19 protein-coding genes and 1 pseudogene are annotated in these 21789 nt (G+C 69.5%); 6 read left to right on the top strand and 14 right to left on the bottom strand.

Features of this window, described 5'->3' with window-relative positions:
• Positions 1-130 precede the first annotated feature (130 nt).
• Positions 131-1240 (bottom strand): permease prefix domain 1-containing protein, encoded by a 1110-nt coding sequence (locus G447_RS0109120; protein ID WP_026430817.1) that lies wholly within the window; start codon positions 1238-1240, stop codon positions 131-133.
• On the bottom strand, positions 1237-1566 hold the full coding sequence (locus G447_RS0109115) for a PadR family transcriptional regulator (protein ID WP_026430816.1): 330 nt from the start codon (positions 1564-1566) through the stop codon (positions 1237-1239). Before G447_RS0109115 ends, G447_RS0109120 begins: the two co-directional genes overlap by 4 nt.
• A 262-nt stretch (positions 1567-1828) precedes the next feature.
• Between G447_RS0109115 and G447_RS12490 the strand changes: the two genes are divergently transcribed.
• Positions 1829-2263 carry a S8/S53 family peptidase gene (locus G447_RS12490; protein WP_207382318.1) on the top strand — a complete coding sequence of 145 codons (435 nt, stop codon included), beginning with the start codon at positions 1829-1831 and terminating at the stop codon, positions 2261-2263.
• Here the strand turns inward: G447_RS12490 and G447_RS11465 are convergent.
• The 5 genes from G447_RS11465 to G447_RS11460 all read right to left on the bottom strand — a co-directional run bounded on the left by G447_RS11465 (position 2185) and on the right by G447_RS11460 (position 10444).
• Positions 2185-3597 carry a hypothetical protein gene (locus G447_RS11465; RefSeq protein WP_051025760.1) on the bottom strand — a complete coding sequence of 471 codons (1413 nt, stop codon included), beginning with the start codon at positions 3595-3597 and terminating at the stop codon, positions 2185-2187. The genes G447_RS12490 and G447_RS11465 overlap by 79 nt on opposite strands.
• Before the next feature lie 68 nt (positions 3598-3665).
• Complete coding sequence (locus tag G447_RS0109105) at positions 3666-4400, bottom strand: hypothetical protein (protein ID WP_005871477.1); 735 nt, start codon at positions 4398-4400, stop codon at positions 3666-3668.
• Between the two features lie 5 nt (positions 4401-4405).
• Positions 4406-4702 carry a hypothetical protein gene (locus G447_RS0109100; protein ID WP_005871486.1) on the bottom strand — a complete coding sequence of 99 codons (297 nt, stop codon included), beginning with the start codon at positions 4700-4702 and terminating at the stop codon, positions 4406-4408.
• On the bottom strand, positions 4702-5451 hold the full coding sequence (locus G447_RS0109095) for a hypothetical protein (protein ID WP_131241414.1): 750 nt from the start codon (positions 5449-5451) through the stop codon (positions 4702-4704). The genes G447_RS0109100 and G447_RS0109095 overlap by 1 nt, the downstream gene beginning before the upstream one ends.
• A 265-nt stretch (positions 5452-5716) precedes the next feature.
• A complete protein-coding gene (locus G447_RS11460) occupies positions 5717-10444 on the bottom strand; it encodes an acyl-CoA dehydratase activase-related protein (protein ID WP_081697895.1) in 4728 nt (1575 codons plus the stop codon).
• A gap of 186 nt (positions 10445-10630) precedes the next feature.
• Between G447_RS11460 and G447_RS0109085 the strand changes: the two genes are divergently transcribed.
• On the top strand, positions 10631-11254 hold the full coding sequence (locus G447_RS0109085; protein ID WP_005872301.1) for a TetR/AcrR family transcriptional regulator: 624 nt from the start codon (positions 10631-10633) through the stop codon (positions 11252-11254).
• Positions 11255-11387: 133 nt separating this feature from the next.
• On the opposite strand, the gene G447_RS11455 is transcribed toward G447_RS0109085, so the two are convergent.
• From G447_RS11455 to modA, 3 genes are all read right to left on the bottom strand, one after another.
• Positions 11388-12203: an endonuclease domain-containing protein gene (locus G447_RS11455; protein WP_051226305.1), complete on the bottom strand. Its 816-nt coding sequence runs from the start codon at positions 12201-12203 to the stop codon at positions 11388-11390.
• Between the two features lie 252 nt (positions 12204-12455).
• Positions 12456-14516, bottom strand: coding sequence for an ABC transporter permease (locus G447_RS0109075; protein WP_026430815.1), 2061 nt, complete (start codon positions 14514-14516; stop codon positions 12456-12458).
• A 9-nt stretch (positions 14517-14525) separates the two neighbouring features.
• The gene (gene modA, locus G447_RS0109070; protein ID WP_026430814.1) at positions 14526-15314 is read right to left on the bottom strand and encodes a molybdate ABC transporter substrate-binding protein; all 789 of its coding nucleotides are present in this window, start codon (positions 15312-15314) and stop codon (positions 14526-14528) included.
• A 339-nt stretch (positions 15315-15653) separates the two neighbouring features.
• Between modA and G447_RS0109065 the strand changes: the two genes are divergently transcribed.
• Complete coding sequence (locus G447_RS0109065) at positions 15654-16166, top strand: molybdopterin-binding protein (RefSeq protein WP_026430813.1); 513 nt, start codon at positions 15654-15656, stop codon at positions 16164-16166.
• A 37-nt stretch (positions 16167-16203) separates the two neighbouring features.
• Here the strand turns inward: G447_RS0109065 and mobA are convergent, their stop codons facing one another.
• The 4 genes from mobA to G447_RS11450 all read right to left on the bottom strand — a co-directional run bounded on the left by mobA (position 16204) and on the right by G447_RS11450 (position 19621).
• Entirely contained in the window at positions 16204-16830 is a 627-nt protein-coding gene (gene mobA / locus G447_RS0109060; RefSeq protein ID WP_026430812.1) for a molybdenum cofactor guanylyltransferase, read from the bottom strand.
• A 4-nt stretch (positions 16831-16834) separates the two neighbouring features.
• A complete protein-coding gene (locus G447_RS0109055; protein ID WP_026430811.1) occupies positions 16835-17659 on the bottom strand; it encodes a HesA/MoeB/ThiF family protein in 825 nt (274 codons plus the stop codon).
• Positions 17656-18078 (bottom strand): molybdenum cofactor biosynthesis protein MoaE, encoded by a 423-nt coding sequence (locus tag G447_RS0109050; RefSeq protein WP_026430810.1) that lies wholly within the window; start codon positions 18076-18078, stop codon positions 17656-17658. The genes G447_RS0109055 and G447_RS0109050 overlap by 4 nt, the downstream gene beginning before the upstream one ends.
• A 91-nt stretch (positions 18079-18169) precedes the next feature.
• Positions 18170-19621: an MBL fold metallo-hydrolase gene (locus G447_RS11450; protein WP_026430809.1), complete on the bottom strand. Its 1452-nt coding sequence runs from the start codon at positions 19619-19621 to the stop codon at positions 18170-18172.
• A gap of 538 nt (positions 19622-20159) precedes the next feature.
• On the opposite strand from G447_RS11450, the gene G447_RS11800 reads away from it, so the two are divergent.
• From G447_RS11800 to G447_RS12415, 3 genes and pseudogenes are all read left to right on the top strand, one after another.
• Entirely contained in the window at positions 20160-20708 is a 549-nt protein-coding gene (locus tag G447_RS11800; protein WP_026430808.1) for a hypothetical protein, read from the top strand.
• A complete protein-coding gene (locus tag G447_RS12420) occupies positions 20618-21568 on the top strand; it encodes a hypothetical protein (protein ID WP_165577611.1) in 951 nt (316 codons plus the stop codon). The genes G447_RS11800 and G447_RS12420 overlap by 91 nt, the downstream gene beginning before the upstream one ends.
• Positions 21568-21789 (top strand): annotated as a pseudogene (locus G447_RS12415) (S8 family peptidase); the annotation flags it as partial. The gene G447_RS12420 and the pseudogene G447_RS12415, both read left to right, overlap by 1 nt.

Raw genomic sequence — 21789 nt, 5'->3', positions numbered from 1 at the left:
CCGCCTCCTGGCGGCCCCGCGCGCATCGGCCAGGCGGCCCAGTCGCGCGCCGGGCGGGCGGCAGCACCGGGCGGGGACGCGCGGCACCCGGGTGGGTCCCACCCGGGTGCCGCGCGTTTTTTGGCGCCGCCTACTGGGGACCGGCCTTGGCGCGGCGGACCGACGTCCGCGCTGCGGCGAAGACCCCGAAGAGCAGTCCTGAGATGGGGAAGAGCACCCACGACTTGTCCCACTGGTCGAAGACAGCCCCCCACACGAAGTAGGCGACGACGACGCACGGCCAGTAGACGCTGGCAACGATCCCGATGACGGGGTCGCGGTAGTCCTCCTCGTCGTAGTCGTACCCTTGGCGGCCCTCGCGGACGAGGGTCTGCTGCGTTTGCACGGCCCAGTTGGCGGGCAGGAAGATCCACAGGCCGAGCGCCACGAGCGCCACCGACAGCGCCAGGGCGAGCTCGGACAGGTCACCGCCGTTGAGCGTCCCGTTGTCGGCGCCCGCCGGCACGGCCATGCCGATGCCGATGGGCGGCAGCGCTCGGACGAGCGCGGGCGGCAGTGCCGCGCAGATCCACAGTCCGACGGCGATGGCGAGGCGCCGCACGCGCCGGTCCTCGTGCTCGAGGCGCAGCCTGGCCGCCCACGCCGTGACGATGGGGTCGGTCGTGAACTCCAGGTTCACCAGGTGTTTGACGTTGGCGAACAACCGGGATCTGGACAGCAGCATGATGACGCCGAGGGCGACGAGGAGCAGGTCCGCACCCAGGGCGAGGAAGGTGGCCGTGTCCTCGTTGAAGGGGACGAGGCCGACCTCCGTCAGCCCCCGGAGCGCGAACATGGGGATGCCCGTCGAGACCAGGATGGCGACGCTGAGCCCCAGGCCGGCGGCCCCGCGCCTGCGCGCTTCGGCGAGTTCTTGCGCCTCGGGGAGCGTGACGCGGGGGCGGTGCGGGGCCCCGGTCCCGTCGGCCCCGGCCGGCGCGGGGGCGGCCTCCGGCTGGGCTGCCCCGTTGACGGCGGTGAGGTCGTCGGCGATGCCGAGGACGGGGGCGATCTCCTGGAGGTTCCCGAAGTCGGTGATGACACGGCCGACCGCCTCGTTGTGCGTCATGCCGGAGGCGATGGCGTCGGCGTAGGCGTCCTCCATCATGGCGCGCAGCTCGGCTTTGGCGTCGGCCAGGCGCGTCGAGGCCGGGTAGGGTGCGAACATGGCGTCGAGGAAATTGTCGATGGTGTCCATCATTCTCTTCCTTCCACGAAGCGGTCGACGAGGTCCTTGGTGTCGGCCCATTCCGCGATCTTGTCGTTGAGGTAGGCCTGGCCGGTGGGGCCCAGGCGGTAGTAGGTGCGGGTCTTGCCCGATTCTGAGACGCCCTGGTAGGACTCGGTGACCCCTTGCCCTTCCAGTCGTTTGAGCGCTGAGTAGAGGGTCGTCTGCTTGATGGCGTACTGCCCCTGGGACACCTGGCTGATCGTCTTGGCCAGCTCGTAGGCGTAGGACGGGCGTTCGCGCAGCAGCCCCAGCACGATGAGGTCGATGTACCCCCTGATCGCGTCGGCGCTGATCATCGATTCCTCCTTCCGTTCACGAGGCCATGGCCGGGCACTCCCAACCACACGACAAACATAGCACGTCTATCGTAGTACGTCTATAGAAACAGTTGAGCAGGATAACCGCACCCGGACCAGCGAGCGGTTGAGCTTGTGATCCGAGGCGCGCTGTCCGCGATGTGGGTGCGGGTTGTCCGTGATGCAGATCTGGTCGTGTGTGGTGTTCGTCTCTTGTGGTGGGTGTTGTTCGTGGTCGGGGCGGTGGGGCGGGGGGCGGGCGGTGGATGAGATCACGACCCAGGAGTACGTGGCGGCGTTGGGCGTGGCCAACGAGGCCGCGGCCGGCTACACCGGGGAAGGCGTGAGCATCGCTGTGATCGACGGGCCCGCCGACACCACTGTGCCCGAACTGGCCGGGGCCGACATCACCGTCACACCCATGTGCGACTTCACCGCCAGCCCCGACGGGCGCTCCCATGGCACTGCGATGGTGTCCATCCTGGCCGCACGCGGCTACGGCGTGGCACGCGGAGCCCACATCACCAACTACGCAACACCCACCCCGACCGCACCGCCCTGGGCACCTCACCCCGATACCACAAAACGAGCGGTTCCGACTGACAACCCCTGGTCGGCTCAACGGCCCGGCGCAATGGCGACGACACCGTCGCCATCCGCGCTGAGCACCAACCCAGGGGCCTTGAGGGGGAGCTGATCCGGGGAGTCGGCCACGCGCGGAAGGCCCATGTGCTCGCCACTGCCCACATCGACAAGCACAGTGTTGCCGACCGCCAGGATCCGCCCTCCGTCACTGATGGCGAAATGGAACCACTGGCCGACCCCTGTGCTCGGCTGCCCGAACTCGCCGAGGACGAACTGCCACAGATCCGGATCATCACCCGAGATATCGATGATCGCAGTCAGTCCCCCAGGCGTGCGATACTCGACGTACCCGCAATCCGTAGCCGTGAGAACACCCAGAACGCGGGACTCATCGCCGTCGCGGTAGTACGCGGTCGCCTCGTCCAGCGTCGGAGTGCCCTGCCACACGGGCACGCCCGCGTCCGAGCACTCGCCCTCGCCCCGCGTGGAGACCGGCCAGCGCGCCGCACCGAAGGCCCCGACAGCGGTCCCGTCCGCAGCGAAGGCGGCGATCTGCGAATCCCCCTCGCACGCGACCAGCCACCCGTCGACCGCCCCCGTGCTCCAGCACTTCCCCGTCGCCCGGCGCTCGGCACGCTTAACCCCGCCAGTGGCGGTGTTGAGGAACACACCAGGTTCCCCCAGCCCGTCCAGCCAGATCCACTCGTCCCCGCCCGATGCGGCGCTGCCCCGCATGATGTAGTCCCGCACCCCCGTGGACGCCTCCCACATCACGTTCCCATCGGCCGAGTGCCCCGTGCACCCGCCCGTACCGGGGTCGCACGCCACCAGCAGAGGACCCGTGGTGACGATGAGGTCCTTGTCCCCGCGCCCAGAACCGTCCTGTCGCAGCCACGACAACGACACGGTCTGGCCGGTGCGCCCGTTGATCGCGTAGTGCCCGACGAAGAGCGTGTCGCCCACCCACACACTGCGCGGTTCGAGCCCAACATGGGGGGTGTCCGCGGACGGCACCGTGTACGACCACAGTTCACGCGGCGCGCCCCCGCTGATATCCCAGCCCCTCACCGTGTTCTGCCACGTGCCGGCGCCATCCAGGGCGACCATCACGTTCCCATTCGTGGCGTACCGCTTGCCCGTGGAACCGATGCCGCTCGCCGCCGACAGTCCGACGCTCCACGCGCGTTGCGCCCCATTGGCCCACTCGTCCGCCGGGCGCACCGCCGCCAAGGGGTACAGGATGTCCCCGTCCACCGTCCAGGGGATGGCCGACACCTCGTTGATGCCCGACGCGCGGGAAGCGAGGTCCGACTGCCGCCCCTCATCGGAAGAGTGCGACACCAAGCGGCAGGAGTAGAGCAGCAGCGGGAACACGACCAGCAGTAGGATGCCCAGGCCGACGATATCCCTCCACCGGAACAGCGGCTTGCGGGGCGCAGGGGGCACGCTCGGCAGGGGCGCTGGGGCGCCGCTCCCAGGCGGCGGGGCCGGGGCCGATGATGGGTGCTGCTCCATCAGGAGTACAGTTTCCGCTGCGGCCAGTGCCCATTGCCGAACTTCGACTTCCCACCGGCGGGGGGCGCCTTGAGTTTGGCGAGCCCCTCCCTGATGTCCGCTTGGCGTTTGTTGTACGCGGCGATGCAATTGACCAGCGCCGTGATGAACCCCACCACCGCAAGAATAATCAAAGCGACACCCACGGGCGTCACCGGGGGCGGGAGGCTGATGCAACCAAGGGCGAACCCCCCGACTGCGGCCACAATAGCGATAGCAATCGCATCAGAGAGCTCCTGCGCGCTCCTCATATCGTTGAGGATGATGTCCGCCACCATGTTCGCGCTCTCGCTCAGCTCACCCGCGGCATCACGCTGTACGTCGGTGTGTTCCTTGTACGCGTCCGCACCGATGCCCTGCCAGTCGAGGGTGTTCCGGCCCTTGAGCTCCGTGACGAGGGCGTCCACCGCCGTCAGCGGTGGGGCGAATTTCTCCTTAAGGACGGTAACGAGATCGAGGATGCACATCTGGGCCAGCAGCTTCCTGAGCGCCTCATCAGCATTGTTGTACGCCTGTGAGCATGACTGGTCCACCTTCTGTGAGACCTGATCAACCTTCTCGGCGACACCGGACAACCCCATACCCCTGAGGACCCCAGACACCGCATCGGCGACCTGGCGCACCTTCTCCTGACCACCTTTGAGGTCCTCCACGGCGCGCTGGAGCTTCTCCGTATGATTCGTCGCATCGACCATGCCGCTCACTCCTTCTTGAAAATTTCCGACTCGGTGTCCTCGTATTCGTTCGCAGCCTGTAGAAGGGATTCCCCAGTGGAGAAGAACTCCCCCTCGCCGTCCGAGCAGAACTGCACGTACTGATGAACGAGTTCGAGGGCAGCAGTGAGGATCTCATTGCCCCCGCTCACCCTTAGCCCGCACGAGTTCTGCACGGCCTGGCGCCCCTGCGCGAGCGCGAAGGCCTGCTGGGTCCACTTCGTCGCGTCGTCACGGAGCGAATCGGTGTTGACGGAGAAACCGTCACCAGACACCCTGGACATCAGCCCCTCCTCTCCGGGAACTCCAATGGTTGCATCATATTGCCGATCAACTGCGAGAGCACAGCCGTGCCCTGGGACGCCAGGTCCTGGGACAGGGCGGAGACATCCTCGGCTGCGGTCGTCAGCTCGTCCCTGATCGCCGCTCTCACCGCCACGAAGGGAGTCGTCCTGGCCCAGTAGCCGTCGACATGGACCGCCATGGGACGGCCGCCCATCCTCTCGCACCACACCGGCGAGCCACCGTCGGGCTCCCCGCTGCCGGCGCCGAGGGAGGGGTCGGCGAGCATCGCGCGCACCCTGTCGATATAGGCGTCCGCGTCCTCACGCGCCTGCTCCAGGGGCACCGCGTTGGAACGGGAGCTCTGGAGGAACTCCTCCACCCCGGCCTCGAAGTCGCGCACGCGCGGGTCCGTGAGGAGGTTGAACGACTCGTCGCCCTCATCCTCCTGCGGCCCGTCGAAGGATTCCGCGAGCGCCTCGTCGAAGCCTGCCATCAGCTCGTACTGGGCCTCGCCCAGGAGCATGGTGAGGGCGTCCCCCAGGCTGTTGGGATCGATCGAACCCCTCCAATCGCTCTCCATCTGGAAGTCCGCGACACTGCCGTCACTGCGCATGGTGATCAGCAGGGACTCGGTGCCGTCCACGACGGTGACCTCGTCGGGGACGTTCTCACTGGCCCCCATCACCCGCTGCGCCAGATCCTCCATCTGCACAGCGAGCCTGGCCAGATCCCCGAGCTCTGAGGACATCTGCGGCATCGTCATCGCCCCCACCCGGCCCTTCCGGCCGCTGCGGGTCGCACGAACGGCCCCCTGGTCCGCAATCGGACGACATCATCACACATGGGTCCCCCGTTCCTCACGGTTCGGTTAGAAACACTCGGCACCACTGCTCGCGGTTGAAACCGACACGTTCACCGTATCTCGGACGCACCTCGAAAAGCAATGAGTTTCAAACATTCATTCAGGTTTCCAAACGGTTTGTTTTCCCGTTCCGGGCGTTCCGGCCCTCGCGTCACCGCAGCGCCGCGGCCCGCCTGGGCGGCACGCCCGGCATCCCCAGGCCCACGACCCGGCGCCCACCAGAGTCCCCGGCACCAGCACCAACCCCGGCCCCGGCCCCGGGAGCGTCCTCGAAGTCGATGCCCACCAGGTCCAGCACACCGTCGTCGTCCCCCGACCCGTCCCTCCCCTGGACCGCCGTCGCCAGCATGAGCTTGATGCGGTTGAGCTGGTTGACCTCCGAAGCGCCCGGGTCGTAGTCGACTGCGACGATGTTCGACTCCGGGTACCGGTTGCGCAGCGCCCGGAACATCCCCTTCCCCACGATGTGGTTCGGCAGGCACGCGAAGGGCTGGGCGCAGATGATGTTCGGGCACCCGTGCTCGATCATGTCGACCATCTCCGCCGTCAAGTACCAGCCCTCCCCCGCCTGGTTGCCCAGGCGCGCGATGTCCTGCGACCGCGGAATCATCTCCCCGATCCTGCGGTGCGGCTCGAACTTGCCGCCCGTGGCCGCGAACGCCCTGCGCACAGGCGCCTCGTACCTCTCCAGCGCCCACAGCACCAGCGGCATGATGCGGCGCTGACGGCCCCCGATCCCCAGGTTCGCCTGGTCCCACTCAGCTGTCGCCGATGAGTAGTGGAAGAACTGCATGAGGCCCGGCAGTTCCGCCTCGCACCCCTCCGCCTCGATGACGTCGACCGCGTGGTTGTTCGCGTCGGGGTGGAACTTCACGAGGATCTCCCCGACCAAGCCGACACGGGGCTTGCGGGGGATGTCGCGCAGGGCCAGCGCGTCGAACTCGCGCACGCACGCCCTGATGAGGCCCGCATAGGTGAGGCGGCGGGCCCGCCCACCACCGAACTCATGGGAGCGCCCGTCCGCGATCCACTCCCGCACGATCCGGTCCCACCTCCTGTACAGCTCCATCGCCGAGCCCTGGACGGCCTCGTAGGGCCGCACCCGCAGCAGCATCGACTGGATGGCGTCGCCGATGACGAAGGCCTGGACCGCCTTGTGGATGTCCTTCAGGCCCAACTGGAACCCCGGGTTGTCCTCGAGCCCCTGCACGGACAGCGCGATCACCGGCACCTGCGGGTAGCCCGCGTCGCGCAGGGCCTTGCGCAGCAGCGCCGCGTAGTTCGTCGCCCGGCACATGCCGCCCGTCTGCGTGATGCCCACCGCCGTGCGGTCCGGGTCGGCGCGCCCCGAGACGAACTCCTCGACCAGTTGGCCGATGACCACGATCGCCGGGTAGCACGAGTCATTGTTCACGTACTTCAGGCCCGTCTCCGTGCTCCGGCGGCTGGTGCGCTCCAGCAGCCGCACCCTCAGGCCCGCACGCGCCAGCAGTGGCGCCAGGAAACGGAAGTGGATCGGCGACATCTGCGGGGCCAGGATCTCATAGCCCGCCTCGCGCATCTCCTTGGTGAACGAGGCGCGCACCTCGATGTGACCGGCCCTGGCCCCCGCGCGCTCCTCGCGGGCGGCCGCCGACGCGGGGTCCTCGTGCAGCGCCGTATCGACCGCCGCCGACACCAGGGCAGTCGACGAGGCGGGGGCCGCCCCCTCGCGCCCGGCTGCCTCCGACTCCGCCCCCTCCCGCACGGCCTCCGCCTCTGCGGCGCGGGGGGCCGGGGCGCAGCGCTCGGCGACCGCGGCCTCCAAGGAGCGCAGCCGGATCCTCGCGGCGCCCAGGTTCGAGACCTCGTCGATCTTCAAGACGGTGTGCACGTCGCCGCGCCCCTCGAGGATCTCCTGGACCTGGTCAGCGGTGATGGCGTCGACGCCGCAGCCGAAGGAGTTGAGCTGGATCATCTCCAGGTCGGGTTCGTCGCCGACGCGGGCCGCTGCCTCGTACAGGCGCGAGTGGTAGGTCCACTGGTCGCGCACGCGCAGGGGCCGCTCCAGGCGGTCGTCGATGACGGAGTCCTCCGTGAGGACCGCCATGCCCAGGCCGACGATGACCTCCGGGATGCCGTGGTTGATCTCGGGGTCCAGGTGGTAGGGGCGGCCCGCCAGGACGATGCCCCGCACGCCGTGGGCGCGCATCCACTCCAACGACTCCCGGCCCTTCTGGCGGATCTCGGCTTTGACGGCGGCGTCCTCCTCCCACGCGGCGTCCAGGGCCGCCTCCATCTCCTCCAGGGGGATGTCGTAGCCGTGCTCCTTGAAGGCGCCCGCCAAGTGGGCCGGCAGGTACTCGCGGTTGGAGAAGTTGACGAAGGGGCTGATGAAGCGCACGCCCGGGTCGGACAGGCGCTCCATGTTGTTGCGGATCACCTCGGGGTAGGTGGCCACGACCGGGCAGTTGAAGCAGTTGTCCGCGCTCCCGCCTCCCTGCTCGAAGGCCACGCACGGGTAGAAGATGTTCGTCACGCCCTTCTTCAGCAGCGCCTCAATGTGCCCGTGCACCAGTTTCGCCGGGTAGCACACGTTCTCGGAGGGGATCGACTCCATGCCCTCCTCGAAGAGCGCGTGGTTGGAGCGCCCCGAGATCATCACCCGGAACCCCAGTTTCGTGAGCATCGTGAACCAGAACGGGTAGTTCTCGTACATGCCGAGCACGCGCGGGACCCCCATGTCGCCGCGGAAGGCCTTGCCCGCGGTGAGGCGCCGGTAGCCGAAGATCCTCTTGTACTTCCAATCGTAGAGGTTGGGCAGCTCCGACTTCTTCGGCACCCGCTCCAAGGAGGCGCCGCGCTCGCACCGGTTCCCCGACACATGGCGCTCCCCGTTGGAGAACGTCGAGATCGTCATCTGGCAGTGGTTCTGGCACAGGCGGCACGTCTTGCGGGTCGTCTCCACGGAGAAGCCCTCCAGGGCCTCGACGGTGGCCAGGGACGAGGCCCCCTCCCCGCTGTCGTGCATGCGCGCGGTCAGGGCCGCGCCGTAGGCCCCCATGAGGCCGGCGATGTCGGGGCGCACGACCTGGCGCCCGGTGAGCAGCTCGAAAGCGCGCAGCACCGAGTCGTTGAGGAAGGTGCCGCCCTGGACGACGACCCTCTCCCCCAGGTCGGAGGGGTCCTTGAGCTTGATGACCTTGTACAGGGCGTTGCGCACCACCGAGTAGGACAGTCCCGCGCTGATGTCGCGCACGTCCGCCCCCTCCTTCTGGGCCTGCTTCACCGAGGAGTTCATGAACACCGTGCAGCGGGTGCCCAGGTCGACGGGGTTCGTCGAGGCCATGGCCGCCCGCGCGAATGCCCGCACGTCCGTGCCCATCGTCTGGGCGAAGGTCTGCAGGAACGACCCGCACCCCGACGAGCACGCCTCGTTGACGGAGATGGAGTCCACGGCGTGGTCGCGGATGCGCAGGTACTTCATGTCCTGCCCGCCGATGTCGATGACGGAGGTGACCCCCGGCGCGACGGACTCCGCCGCCCGGTAGTGCGCCATTGTCTCGATCTCGCCCTCGTCCATGGTGAGCGCGGCCTTGACCAGGCCCTCGCCGTAGCCGGTCGCGCAACTGCGCCCGATGACCGCCCCCTCGGGCAGCCCGGTCCGCACCCGCCGCACGATCTCGACGGCAGCCGCCACGGGGTCGCCCTCGTTGGAGGCGTAGTGGGTGAAGACGATGCGGCCGCGGGAGTCGATGACGACGGCCTTGATGGTCGTCGAGCCCGCGTCGATGCCGAGCCAGCAGCGCCCCCGCGCCTCGGCGGGCTCCGCCTTGGGGACCACCTCGGCGCCGTGGCGGCGCTCGAACTCGGCCCTCTCCTCGTCGGAGGAGAAGAGGGGGCGCATACGGGGGGACTCGGCGCCCACCTCGGCGGTGGCGAGCGCGCCGATGAGGTCGGCGAGGGAGCGCGGTCGGGCGCGGCCCGCCCCCGGCTCGTCGCCCGCCGCCGCTGGGATGCCGCCCACCGCTGCCTGGTCACCTGCCGACCGGGCGCCGTCCGCCGCCGTTTTCGCGGCCATGAGGGCCGCGCCGATCGCGACGTAGAGCTGGGCGCCCGTGGGTGTGACGAAGGAGTCCGCTTTGGGCAGCAGCGCCTTGTACGCCTCGCGCAACTGGGGGAGGAAGTGCAGGGGGCCGCCCAGGAACATGACGTTCCCGCGGATCGGGCGCCCGCAGGCCAGGCCGGCGATGGTCTGAGTGGCCACCGCCGTGAAGATCGACGCGGCCAGGTCCTCGTGGGCGGCGCCCTGGTTGATGAGCGGCTGGATGTCGGATTTGGCGAACACCCCGCAGCGCGACGCGATCGGGTAGAGCTGGGTGTGCTCGGCCGCCAGGGCGTCGAGCCCCGAGGCGTCCGTGTGCAGCAGCGTGGCCATCTGGTCGATGAAGGCGCCCGTACCGCCCGCGCAGGTGCCGTTCATGCGCTGCTCGGCAGTGGGGTGCAGATAGGTGAGTTTGGCGTCCTCGCCGCCCAGTTCGATGACGACATCGACCTCGGGGTGCAGGCGCCGGGTGGCCTCCGTGCCCGCGATGACCTCCTGGACGAAAGGGATGCCCATCGCGCGTGCCGTGGTGAGGCCGCCCGAGCCGGTGATGGCGCTAACGACCTCCAGCCCCGGGTGCCGCGCCTCGATGTCGGCCAGGAGGCGGCCCAGCTCCGCCCGCACGTCGGCGTTGTGGCGGCGGTAGTCGGAGTAGAGGACGCGGTTGCCGTCGAGGACCACGGCCTTGACCGTGGTGGATCCGACGTCGATGCCGAGCTGGTGGACGCGCCGGGCCGGAGCGTCCTCGCGCCCTGCGGCGCCGGTGCCGGTATCGGTGTCGGTTGCGGGGTTCATGTCTGCTCCCTACTTCTCCCTCGATCCGAACATAGGACGGAGGGCGCGTATTTTCCAGGATGCAGAAATTAGAGTGGTCGTATGGACTCCGCCGCAGACACCCCCCGGGTTCCAAGGGGAAACCCCCGTGGAGCGGCCGGGGGAGCGCCAACTAGTTTCACAGACGCTGAAATTAACCCCTCGAATATGACAAGCCATCATGTTGCGAAAATCCAGCGCGGCCCCTCCGGGCCTCGGGGCGAGGTGCGCCGGCGCATACTCGAAGCCGCCCGCGCCGCATTCACCACCTCGGGCTACGACGGGACCACCATGCGCCAGATCGCCCGGAGCGCGGGATGCGACTCCGCGCTCATCACCTACTACTTCTCCACCAAACAACAACTGTTCCGGGCATGCCTGGACCTGCCCTCGGACCCCGCCTCGGACGTCATCGCGCTCCTGGCCCCCGGACCCGGCGGCGCGGCCGAACGGCTCGTGGAGTACGCCCTGGATCTGTACGAGCACCACCTCACCTCCGACGCGATGAGCGCGCTCATGCGCGCCCTGGCCACCGACGCCGAGACCTCCCAGCGCTTCCGGGCCTACATCAGCACCGAGGTCCTGGGCCCCGTGGCCGCCGCCATAGGCGCCGACACGGCGATCGCCCAGCGCATCGAAATCGTCCTGTCCATGATGCACGGAGTGGTCACCATGCGCTACATCGTGCGCTTGGAGCCCCTCGCCTCGATGTCCCGCGAGCAGGTCAAGGCCCAATTGGCCCCCCTGATCCAGCCGCTCATCGACAGCGCCTTCAACACCCCCGCCCTCTAAGCACTTCTAAGTACGCACACAAGGACCCCTATTTTGACAACACGGGTCGCACACAACGGCTTGATTCCGCCGTTGTGTGCGGTCCAGTGTTGCGTAATCCAGCCCCTTGTGTGCGTACCTGTGGGGGTGACACTCACCGCCTTCCGCGCGCGACCACCTGGGAGAGCGCCGCGCGCACCGCTGGAACCACCTCCGATCGCGACACAACGGCGTCGTAATCGAAACGGAGGACGAGGAAACCGCGCTCCACGAGGCGCCGGTCCCTTTCCAGGTCATGGAGCCAGTGCGCTTTGCCGCTGTGGAACTCCCACCCATCGAGTTCAACCACCAGGCGGTCGTGGACGAGCAGATCGACCTCGCCCACTCCGGGGATCTCAACTGCTGCCCGCGACTCGATACCCGCGTCCTCCAGCTGCAGCCGCGCCATCGTCTCGAGCACCGACCGCACGCCACCACGGGAACGGCGAAGCGCCTCACGAATCCGGCGCGCACCGGGAACGTCGTCGGGGACCTGCAGGTCCTCCACGGGGCACAGGCGTCGGAAACGCACAGCGTCAACGATCGCGACGGCCTGCTCGATGTCGGCGCACGCGAGGCACCGGATCACAGCCTGCCGGAAGTCCACCACCCACGGATTTGCGGGATTCTCCGTGATACGGGCGGTCTCACGGTGGACGACCACATCGTCCATCATCCGGGAGAGCGAATAGTGCAGCCCCCTGTTCCGGGGAAGCGCTATGTGCGTGTGCTGCACCGACGCCTGGTCCACGATGGGCAGTCCGTACAGTTTCGCGGCGCTCAGACAGGTGATCCTGCCGTTGTAGAGGAACGCGCGGGCCTCGTCGAGAGTCATGCGATCGCTGAGGTAGACGCACGTCCGGTAGCGCGCAACCCCCTCGGGCAACTCCGAGAGCGAAAGCCCTTGGACCACGAGCGGCTGCCATTTCATCGCGCCACCATTTGATTGAAGCAATTCGTATATATCCATATCTTATGATTGCGCTTCATGCCATTTTTCTTCTACCAGCAGCACGATCTGTGGATAACTCGGAGCCCCTCTCCTGTTTACGCACACAAGGACCCCTATTTTGACAACACGGGCCGCACACAACGGCTTGATTCCGCCGTTGTGTGCGGCCCGGTGTTGCGTAATCCAGCCCCTTGTGTGCGTACCTGGGGAGGAACGGGGGAGCGCCGGCGCTCAGTCGGCGGGCGCGGCCGGTTCGGCCAGGGGCACGGCGCGTACCTGCGTGGCTTTGATCGACGACCACACGGCATCGCCCACTCCGAGCCCCAACTCTGCCCACGCTGCGGTGGTCACGCGCGCCCGCACTGACACGAGCTCCCCGGATCCCGGCACCAACGAGGGCTCTGGCCCCGGCACAGGCGTCCCGGCCCCAGCCCCAGGCACCACGAACCCCGACGCGGACCCAGAAGCATCCGACTCGAACGGAGGTTCCGCGCCGAGCAGGACCCCCACGGTGATGACGCCGCCGGACGCATCAACCGATTCAACGCGGCCGGGCAACTGGGAGCGGGGAGAGGCATCCACGGGCGCGCGCGACAGGGCCACCGCCTCAGGGGCGAAGAGCAGGGCGACCGGGCCGTCGGGGGCGTCCCCCGCGCCGTAGAGGGTCCCCCCGCCCACGCGCACCCCCACGAGGCCGTCCCCGCGCCGGGCCCTGCCCGACACGATGTTGAACCCCGCCAGGCGCGCGGCGAAAACCGACGAGGGACGGGCGAGCACCGCGGCGGGCGCCCCCTCCTCGACAACCCTCCCCGAGTCCATGACGACCATGTGGGCCGCGAGTTCCAGGGCCTCCACGGTGTCATGCGTGACGAGGACCGTGGTGACGCCCGTGGCCGCGAGACGCTCGCGCAGGACGAGGGACACCTGGGCCGTCGCCTCGACATCGAGGGCGGCGGTGGGCTCATCGAGGACCAGCACCGACGGGTCAAAGATGAGGGCGCGGGCAATGGCGACGCGCGCGGCCTGCCCACCAGAGAGCTCGTCGCCGCGGCGCCCGGCGACCCCCTCCATACCGACTCGGCGCAGCTGGTCGAGGGCGCGGGAGGCGGCCTCGGCGCGTTTCACGCCCCGTGAGCGCAGTGGGAACGCCACATTCGCCAGGACGCTCATGTGGCCGAAGATCCGGGGCTGCTGGCTGACCATCGCGATCCCCCGGTCGCGGGCGCCGACGAAGCGGCCCGGGGAATCGACGACGCGCTCCCCGATGCGCACCGCGCCCTCGTCGAGGGCCAGTGAGCCCGCGACGACTTGGGCGAGCGTGGACTTGCCCGCGCCGTTGTGCCCCATGACCGCGGTGACGGCCCCTGCGGGCAGGGAGATGTCCACGTTCCAGCCTCGTGCGGCCACGCGTCCGCGCACGTACACGGCGACTGCGCCCCCGGCAGCGGGACCGGGCAACGGCACAGCGCGGGCGGGGGGTGCGGGCGCCGGGCGACGACGGCGGATCCGGCGGGGGAGCTCGGTGAGGGCGACGACCACGGTGGCAGCCATGAGCAGGACGGCGCCCAGGGCGAGGGCCAGCTCGGTGTTCGACTCTCGCGCCAGGTAGATCTGCAGCGGCATCGTGCGGGTGACACCCTGCATCGACCCCGCGAAGGTGAGGGTGGCCCCGAACTCACCGAGGCAACGCGCCAGCGCGAGGGCGCTGCCCCTGGCCAGGCCGGGGAGGACCATGGGCAGGGTCACGCGCCACAGGACCCGGGAGGGCGAGGCGCCCAGGGAGGAGGCCATCTCCTCCAGGCCCTCGGGCCTGGCGCGCAGCGCCGCCTCCAGGGTGACGATGAGGAAGGGCAGTGAGACGAAGACCTGGGCGACGACGACGGCGGCGGTGGAGAAGGCTATGGAGACGCCCCACGCCTCCATCGACGCGCCGATGGGGGACTTGCGCCCGAACGCGGCCAGCAGGGCGATACCCGCGACGACGGGCGGCAAGGAGAGCGGCAGGGCGACCAGCACCCTGAAGAAGCGGACGAGGCGCCAGTCGCGCGAGAGCAGCACCGCGGCGGGCACGCCGAGGACCAGGTCGATGGCGAGCGCGGCGGCGCAGGTGCGCAGGGACAGCCCCAGGGCGGCCACGGACTCCTCGGAGGCGAGGATCTGGGGCAGTCGGCCCCACGGGACGCGCCCCGCCATGAAGACGAGGGGCAGCACCAGGAATGCGAGGGCGAGCCCGCCGACGGCCGCGGTCCACACAGGGACCGGGCTGACGGCGGGCGCGCGGCGTTTCCCCACGGGTTCGGGCTACTTGGCCGCGGGGGTGAAACCGGCCCGCTCGAGGACGGACTGGCCCTCGGGGGACAGGACCAGGGCGATCCACTTCTGGGCGAGTTCGGCGTTCTTCGTGGCCTTGACCTGGGCGATCGGGTACTTGTTGACGGCCTGGTCGGCGCCCTGGATGTCGATGGTCTCGACCTGATCCTTGGCGGCGTTCGCGTCGGTCCGGTAGACGATGCCCGCGTCGGCCTCGCCGCTGGTCACTTTGCCCAGCACATCCTTCACGTTGGGTTCGGCCGAGACGGGGTTTAGGGTGATGCCGAGCGCGCCCGTGAGCTCCTTGGTGAGTTTGCCGCAGGGCGCCTCCGTGTCGCAGACGACCAGTCTGGCGTTGTCCAGGGAGGAGTCGAGACCGGTGACGCCCGCAGGGTTGCCCTTGGGGGTGACCAGGGTGAGGGTGTTGGAGAGGAAGACGGTCTGCTCGCCGACCAAGTCCGCCTCGGCGGCCTTGGCCATGGTGGACTCGTTCGCGGTGGCCAGCACGTCGGCGTCCGCGCCCTCGGTGAGCTGGGAGACGAGGTCCTGCGACCCGGCGAAGTTGAAGGTGACATCGACCCCGGGGTTGGCTGCCTCGAAGGTCTTCTCGAGTTCGCCGAAGGTCTCCTTGAGCGAAGCGGCGGCGAAGACGTTGAGGACCGTCGTCTGGGCGGGGGCCGTGGTCTGCTCGGACTGGGCAGCGGGCTCCCCTCCGCCGCCGCAGGCGGTGAGGGCGAGGGCGACGGCCATGGCGGCCAGGGTCACGCGGAAGCGGCGCACTGGGATACTCCTTTTCAACGGGATGAATCAGACTAAATATAGCAAGAAAGCGGGGAAAGTCGATTCATGCGCGCACGTCCGCCGCACTGATGCGGCCATACCCTTGGAGAACCGCGGGAAAAGGTAACATCGAATTAATAGGGATACACCCATGGTAATACGTGCGCGCTACACTGTGCGCACAGGAACCGCAGCATCCGCATCCGGGTCCGTCGCGCCGGGAACGGGATCCGCCCGCACCCGTGGCGGCCAGATCCGCGGCTACCGCGCCGCCCGGTCCCCCGCCTGAGAACCCGTCACCCTCCGGATCCGCGCCCGGAACAGCCCGAAGGAGGCCCCATGCCCCAGCCGAAGGAATACGACCTCTCCACGATCCGCTCCACGATCATCACCTTCTCGGACCGGGTGCTCTGCGGGGAGAAGGAGGCCCGGGGCGCTCGCGCCTGCGCCGGCGCCCTCACCGCGGCCGGCATCGGCCACATCGCCACCGCCGTGGTCCCCGAACAGCGCGAGGCCCTGGAATCGCAGGTGCGCGGGGCGATCGCCTCGGGCTCCCGCCTGATCCTGGTCCTCGGCGGTTCGGGCTTCGGCGTCGGCAATGTCGCGCCCGAGGTGGTGCACGATGTCGTGGAGGTGGAGATCCCGGGGATCGCGGAGCAGATCCGCGCCCACGGCCTGAAGAGCACCCCGCTGTCGGGCCTGTCGCGCGAGGTCGTGGGCGTGAGCGCCCGCGACTCCTCGGGCGCGCTCGTGGTCGCCTCACCGGGGTCGAAGGGCGGAGCGCTCGACACCCTCGCCGTCCTGGTACCCCTGCTGCCCGCGGTGTTCGGCCAGTTGGACGAGGAGCGCTGAGGGGCCGCGCCGCCACCCGGTGGAACGGAATGCCCGGCTACCCTGATCCACTGCTGGAAAGGCGCGTCCGCCACCACTGCAAGTCCTCCCTGGTATCCACATCCCGGCACTCGCTCCACGGCGCGCCCACGCGCCTGAGGACGAGGCCCCCCAGCACCCTGCGCACCCCCACGCCGTGCAGGCCCCCCAGCACCGCCCGGGCCCCATCGAGCGCCCGAGCCAAGGGACCCACGCGGTAAACGGCCTGCAAGTACTGCGTGTACGGCTCGGGATCCCCGCCCACGATGACCACCCCCGCCTCGTGCTGCGCCAGGACCACCGAGGACAGGCGGTCGGCCAATGCCCCGGCGCCCGGGGAATCCACCGAGCACACGACCACCCGGTCGTCCCCGACCGCCCCCGCCCGGCCCATCAGGAAATCTAGGCCGGCGCCGATACCCGCCAGGGGGCCTCCCCCGGCAGGCTCCTCCATGGCGCGCCCCACCCCGTCCGGCACCGGTACCTCCGGCGGGGCCACCACCACGACCGCTCCGCTGACATGCGGCGCCAGTCCCGCCAGGACCACGTCGAGCAAACGGAACCCCACATCCAGGTCCGCCTTCGACACGCCCCCGAGGCGCTCGCCCGTTCCCCCTGCCAGGACCAGCGCGTGAACCAGGCCCACGCCCTCACCCCCACGGCGCGAAAGTGAGGACATCGGCGCGCTGCTTGGCCGCGTCCACCACCAGCACGCGCCCCAACAGGGGCTCCCCGAAGCCCACAACCACTTTGAGCGCCTCCGTCGCCATCGTGGCGCCCGCCTGGCCGACGACCGGCCCCAGCACCCCGACCTCCGGCGAGGCGGGGGTCGTCCCCTGCGGGGGCTCGACCGGGTGCAAGGACCGCAGCGATGTCGGCGGAACAGGGGTGGGGGGACGGGACCAGAACACCGACACCTGGTACGCCATCGCCACGACGGTCCCCCACACGAGGGGCACCCCCGCCTCCGCGCACCAGTCCGCCACCATGTACTTCGCGTCGAAAGTGTCCGCGCACTCCACGACCAGATCCCAGTCGCGCCCGTGCGCCTCAAGCCACTCGCGCGTCACATGCGGGTACTGCTCGAAGCGCACGCCCGAGTTCAACGCGCTCAGGTGCCGCACCGCCGATTCCGGCTTCACCCGCCCCACGTCCGCCTCGGAGTGCAGCAGTTGGCGCTGCAGGTTGGAGACCTCCACGCGGTCGGAATCGCACACGCCGATCGTGCCCACGCCCGCCGCAGTCAGGTAGAGGAGCACCGGCGACCCCAGGCCACCCGCGCCCACCACCAGCACTCGCGCCGCCGCGATGCGCGCCTGGCCCGCCTCGCCGACATCCGCCACCAGCCAGTTGCGGCGGTAACGCTGAGCGGCGAGGCCCCGCAAGGACGCGGGGGCGTCGTGCAGCGGGATGGCGACGCAGCGGTTGCGGACATCGACCGCTGCGGCGCGCGAGTGGGGGTCGCCCACTGTCACGACAACCCCGACCAGCTGTGCGTGCCGTCCGCCAGCTGCTGCTTCTTCCAGATGGGCAGCTGGGCCTTGACCTCCTCGACCAGGGTCTCGACTGCCGTGAACGCCTGCGCGCGGTGCTCGGCCCCCACGGCCACCACCATCGCGTCGTCCCCCACCTCCAGGCGCCCGATGCGGTGCCAAGCGACGACCACGTGGACGCCCGCGCGCTCGGCCAGGCGGTCGGCCAGGGACCGCAGCACCTGGGGGGAATTGGGGTGCGAGGAGTACTCGATGGCGTCCACGGACTGCCCGCCGTCGTGGTTGCGCACGGCTCCCACGAACACCGCGACGGCCCCGCATCGGGGGTCGCGCGCCGCGTTCGTCAGGGCCGTCGCGTCCAGGGGTTCGTCAGTGATTCCAGTGAACACCCGCGCAGGCATGATTCCTCCAATTTCGGCGGTCAGTGCGCTCCGATTTTACGGGGCCCCGGGGGGATCGGGCCGTCCAGGAGCCGTGGGCGGGACGGATGTCTCAGGCCCGGGCGCCCCGACCGCGCCCCCGGGAGCGCAGCGCCCACCACGCTCCCCCGGCGGCTGCCACGAGCAGCCCCGCGCCCGCCGCCCACACCAGTGGGGAGGCCGACGGTCCCGATCCCGTTTCCTCGATGGACGCCGACTGCGTCTGCCCCTCCTCCCGGGAGGCGAGGGCGCCCGACTCGTCGAAGAAGTACCAGTAGCCGTCGATCAGCCTCCACTCGGAGTGGACGGCCGAGGCCGAGGAGTCGAAGTAGTACCAGTTCTCCGAGGGCCCCTGCCACCATCCCGTCGTCGCCTCCGTGTGGCCGGCGTGGAACCACCACGCCCTCGGGGTCTCACTGGTGTACTCGTGGCCCCACCTGGCGTTGTCCACCCCGTCGTAGGCGATGCCCTGGTCGCTGAACTCGCACACCAGCGCCGGGACCTTCACGGAGTCCCAGATGTCGCCCATCGGGAACCACAAGCCGTCCCCGTGGATCGCATGCCGGGTGAGGCGGTCCGGCGTGTCCTCGGCGAGGCCCGTCTGGATGATCGTGCTGGGGGCGAGGGCGCCCAGGAACTCCTCGAAGTTCGACGACTCCTGGCCGTGGTGGCCCGCCTTGAGGATATCGACGCTCCCGACCTCGGAGCTGATGCGCCCCTCGAAGCCGTTGTGGGTCGTCCAATCCGAGTCCGTGTCCATGAGATCGGCCGCCAGGAAGGCCGAGCGGCCGAAGGCGCTGACCTTCGCGCCCCACCCCATCAGGTTCGCATCGGTGGTGCCCTGCCGTTTGTACACCTCATCGACGTCGAAGGGGATCATCTGCACGTCCATGTCGCCCATGCGCACGTGGGTGGAGTAGCCGTCCAGTTCCTGGATGAACTGCGCCCCGTACTCGGAACGCGCCCACTGGGCGGCCTCGACCAGGTGGTCGTAGACGTACTGGTTGTCCCACAGCCCGCTCTCGTCGGTGATCCACTCGTCGGAGTACTCGGGGGAGAAGATGAGCTTGGGCCTGTAGCGGCGGATGATCTCGTCCGCGTTGCCGATGTGGTCCGAGTGCGCGTGGGTGCCCAGGTAGAAAGCCACGTTCGAGTCCGTGACCCCCTGGTCGTCCAAGTACTCGAGCAGCCACTCGGTGGTCGACGAGGTGGAGGCCGCGATCCCCGAGCGCTCCGGGTAGCGCGGGTCCGAGCCGTACGGCGTGTCCGCGTCCTCGCCGCCGTCGATAATGCCGAACCACCCGTTCGACTCCAACAGGATCGCGTCGGAGTTGTAGGAGGACAGGATGAACATGCGGGTCTTGCCGGACGTCCCCTCGAAGGAGTACGACGAACCGGACTGGGACAGGGCGGACTGCCCCTCCGACTGCGCCCCGTCCCCGGGCGCCGCCACCGCCGGGCCTGCCACTGCACCGCCCACCAGGGCGAGCGCTCCCGCCCCCGCCATCCATCGCCTCGCCGTCATCGTGCCTCCACTCGTCGCTGGTCGCACCCAACGCTAACGCACTGTGGACCGGGCGGCGCCGACGGGGAGCGGGCGAGTCACGGAGGGCCCCTATGTGGTGCGTTTGAGCTCCCTGTTTTGAACGTGGGAGACGCGCCCGGCCCTGATGGATGTCCCCGCAACAGTTGGCCCGGCCCCCGATGCCGGTCAGAACCGCTTGGGGCCGCATGCAGTTCACGATGCGGAGGCGCATCGTCCATGATGCGGGCACATGTTGTCCATGATGCGGATCTGGGAATATATGGCGCCCATCTCATTATGGTGCTGCTTGTTCGCTGTCGGGGTGGTGTGGGTGGGTTGTGCGTGGTGGGTGGTGCGGGTGGTCCTAGCGGGTGCGGGTTGTGCGTGGTGGGTGGTTCTGGCCGGGGGTGGGGATGAGGGGGTGGGTGGGTTGTGTGTGGTGGGTTCTGCGGGGTATGGTTACTGGTGTTGGCGCGGTCGCGCTGGTATTGGTTTGGGTTCGTGCTCCCCGGCGTGGGGGAGGGTGAGGACGCGTGGCATGGGTGTGGAGAAGACGGCCAAGCAGGCCGGCGGGGCGGGCAAGGGCGGGGACGGTCGGGGGACGTGTTTTGAGCGTCTTCAGGCGGTGGCGGATCTGCACTACGATGACAGCGCCGACGACGCCGCCCACCAGTTGGTCCTGGACAGGATCGGCGCGTGCGAGGAACTGGTGCGCAAGTACGCCCAGACCAATGGGTTCCGCTCCGAGCAGGTGCGCGCCGCGATCGACGAGTGGGCGGGGGCGTTCCTGGCGGACTTGGGGGCGACGCGGGACCAGTTGCGCGACGGGCACGACGTGGTGGTCCAGGCGCGCGGGACGATGCGCCAGGCGCGGGACTTGTTCAACCAGAACGTGTCGCCCGAGTTGCTCACCGGCGCGGAGCGGGGGTGGCGGGCCGCTGCGGACGGGGCGGGGGCGGTGGCCTTCTTCGCGGTCCCCGTGGTGGGGCGGTGGCCATGGTGGCCAGTGAGCTGTACTGGTCGGGGCTGGAGAAGGAGCGGGACAGGGAGAGGGAGGAGTACTGCCAGAACGTGCTCGACCAGATGAACGCCTCCTTGAACGAGGGCGCCGAGAGGATGCAGGACATCATCGACAAAGACGGAGACGGAAAAAGTTCCGACAAGTTTCCCGGTCGCACGCCCAGCGCTGATCCTCTTCCCGGGGTCGTGGATCCGAACCTGATGGGCGGCGGCGCCGGGGGTGCCGGGGGCGCCGGGGGCGCTGGGGGCTCTGGTGCTGGGGGTGCCGGCGGCTCTGGTGAGGCTGGTGTTGGTGGTTCTGGTGGTGGTGTGGATCTGCCGGGGCGGGATTGGGCGTCGGAGGGGTTCGCGCGCCCGGGCGCCGTGCAGGACCCGCCTCCTTACAGGCGTCTGAGTGATGTTGACGGGGTGGGGCTGGTGGAGCGGCCGGTGAATCAGACGGTGACGCCCAACGGCCTGGTGGGCGGGTACGCGCCGCCGTCCGCGACTCATGCCTCGGATCCGAGGTGGGATCCGTACTACCGGATCCCGAAGGACGCTGTCAGTGTGGGGCGGGCGGCGTCGTCGGGCGCGTTGGGCGCTCTGGCGGGCGGGGCGGGTGTGAGTGCCCGGTCCTTGTTGTCGGGGGCCGCGACCACTGGTTTGAGGGCCGCCGCCGCTGCTAAGGGCGCGGCCGGTGTGGGGGCCGCCTTGAAGGGGGCCGCTGCTGCTGCCAGGGGTGGGGCCGGGGGCGTGATGGGTATGGGCGCTCCTGTTGGCGGGGCCGGCGGGGAGGGCGAGGACAAGAAGAAGCGCCGGGCCTTCACCGGGGTGTTCAAGGACGAGCCGGACGAGGAGGCCGGGCCCGTGTGGGATCCCGCCCACGGGCCGGGGTCGGCCGATGATGGCATCGTCTTCGAGGTCGACTTGGACGAGTGGGGGCTGTGATGACCAGGGCACGCACGAACGCACCGCGGGCGGGGTCGGCCGTTGTGTTGGCCGCGGCCCTGGCCCTGGCGGGCTCGCCCGCGGGGGCGGTGGACGAGATCACGACCCAGGGCTACGTGGGGCCCCTGGGCGTGGCCAACGAGGCCGCGGCCGGCTACACCGGGGAAGGCGTGAGCATCGCTGTGATCGACGGGCCCGCCGACACCACTGTGCCCGAACTG

This window comes from Schaalia georgiae DSM 6843, assembly GCF_000429245.1.
GTDB lineage: Bacteria > Actinomycetota > Actinomycetes > Actinomycetales > Actinomycetaceae > Pauljensenia > Pauljensenia georgiae.
Note: the sequence above shows the minus strand (reverse complement) of the source record. Positions and strands in the feature narration are given on the sequence as shown.